The organism is Saccharopolyspora sp. (assembly GCF_017434145.1).
GTDB lineage: Bacteria > Actinomycetota > Actinomycetes > Mycobacteriales > Pseudonocardiaceae > Saccharopolyspora_C > Saccharopolyspora_C galaxeae.
This window is the reverse complement of the sequence record NZ_JAFRFW010001053.1, coordinates 1-1,897: the sequence shown is the minus strand read 5'-3', so window position 1 is coordinate 1,897 and position 1,897 is coordinate 1. Positions and strand designations below refer to the sequence as shown.

Genomic DNA, 1,897 nt, shown 5'->3' with positions numbered 1-1,897 from the left:
TCGCCGCGAACCCCAGGAGCGGGCTCGTCGAGCCGTGCTTCGAGTCGCGGCCGCCGCCGACACCCGGTGCGGACGCGACCGCGACGCTGCCGGTCGCCTGGCGGCGGCAGGACTTGCGCCAGTTCATCGACCGGTCGGTCAGCGACCCGGCAGGATCGGTGGTCATGCGATCACGATTCCTTCAACAGTTCGCGGAGCAACGCTTCGGTCTCCTCCGGTTTGCACGCCTGCACCTGCAACCGTCGTAGCGCCGCGCGGTAGTCCGCGATCTCGGCGGGTTGCTCGTAGTAGTAGCTCTTCACTCGAGTCTCGACGTACACGGTTCCCGGATCGTTCTCCAGCTCAGGCGGGAACTGTAGGTAGACGAACGTCCCATCAGCGCCAGTGTGCACGCCCGCGGCCATCGGAAGAACCTGCACGGTGACGTTTGGTTCCTTCATCACATCGATCAGATACTCCAACTGTTCGCGCATCACGTCCGAACCGCCGACTTGCAGGCGCAGCACCGATTCGTGGATCACTGACCACACGACGGGTGCGCCGCCGTCGCGGTTGAGCACCTGCCGCTGGCGGGCCATGCGGAGTTCGACGCGCCGGGAGACGTCGTCGTCCGGCAGCTCCGGATTGATGCCGCGCACCACCGCTTCCGCGTAGGCGTCGGTTTGCAGCAGACCGGGGACGAGCTGCGCGTCGAAGCTCTCGATAGAGGCGGCGCAGGATTCGAGACCGAGGAACAGCTTGAAGTACTCGGGCAGAACTTCACCGGTGAAGTCGAACTTGATCCACCAGTCCTTGCCCTTCTTCGCTTGGTTGCGGATGCGCTGGAAGAACTCGGCGCGCTCCGGAACACCGTAGGTCTCCAGGAGCTTGTCCAACTGCAACGCCGAAGGCAACGAGCGGCCGGTCTCGAAGTGGCCGACGCCGGGTTCGCTACCGCGCACCGCCTTCGCAGCTTGATCGCGCGTCACTCCGGCGTTCTCCCGGAGCTTGCGCAGCTCGAAGGCGATCCACCGCTTGAGCACGGTCGGACTGGGCGAATTCGGCACGGGCCTCCTCCTCTGCGGCGTCGCCTGACGATAGTGCACTGATCGTTGATCACCCGATCGAGGAATAGATGACTGATCTACATCAACTGTAGTGTGCTCAATCAGACGGAGATCACAGAGTCGCCGGTATCGAAGATCACCGTTCAGCCGGACGTCAGCGGCTCCCTCCCTCCGCGGCGACCGGCGCCCCTGGCGGGGCCGGACCGGATTCCCCCGACACGGCCCGGCCCCGCCTACCTCCGCTGAATCTCCCCGTGTGGAACGGAGTTCGTGCGCATGGACGCGATTGAGAACCTGCGTTCGCTGGTCTCGCAAGGATTCCGCTGCGTCCCGGTGCACAACGACGTGGGTGAGCTCGACGCACTGCTGTACGCGCGGTACTGGCCTTCCGGGGTGGTCGACGTCGTGATCGTCTACTCGCACGAAGAGGCTTTCGCTTACCGCGCAAGCGGAATCGACCCGCGCACTCCCCTGCTTTCCGGCCCCGCGCACCTGCACTGGCGGCAAGCGGGCCACCCGGCCCCGGTGACCGCCGCCGTCCTCGGCCTCGACGGCCGGAGGACCGGGGCCTGATCGCTCCGGCGCGATCATCGGGAAGTGCGCCGACGGGTTCCCCGGCCGGTCACGATGCTGCCCGCTGCCGAAGCATCGATGGCCGAGTTGCGCCACGGCCTTACACCGCCCAGCCCGAAAACCCGGCGATCTACTCGAAAGCCGCTCGTCCCACCAGATCCCCGCCCCGGTTGATCACCAGGCTCTCCACCTCGACCGGTGCGCCTTGCAGCGTCGTCAGTGCGACCTCGCGGGCGCGGGTGGCGACGAGGTCGCCGAGTGCGATGCCGGACTCCTGG

Annotated in this window: 2 protein-coding genes; one reads left to right on the top strand and one right to left on the bottom strand. The window is 66.5% G+C overall.

Going from position 1 to position 1,897, the window contains the following annotated elements; translation table 11 throughout:
- Nucleotides 1-170: 170 nt before the first annotated feature.
- A complete protein-coding gene (locus tag IJH84_RS28745; RefSeq protein WP_200070099.1) occupies nucleotides 171-1,046 on the bottom strand; it encodes a helix-turn-helix transcriptional regulator in 876 nt (291 codons plus the stop codon).
- 276 nt (nucleotides 1,047-1,322) lie between these two features.
- Between IJH84_RS28745 and IJH84_RS28740 the strand changes: the two genes are divergently transcribed.
- The gene (locus IJH84_RS28740) at nucleotides 1,323-1,619 is read left to right on the top strand and encodes a hypothetical protein (protein WP_295151172.1); all 297 of its coding nucleotides are present in this window, start codon (nucleotides 1,323-1,325) and stop codon (nucleotides 1,617-1,619) included.
- The last annotated feature ends 278 nt before the right edge of the window (nucleotides 1,620-1,897 follow it).

What these genes read in the sequence shown, in the direction of transcription:
- IJH84_RS28740 (WP_295151172.1), top strand. Translation starts at nt 1,323, where the DNA reads ATGGACGCGATTGAGAACCTGCGTTCGCTGGTCTCGCAAGGATTCCGC.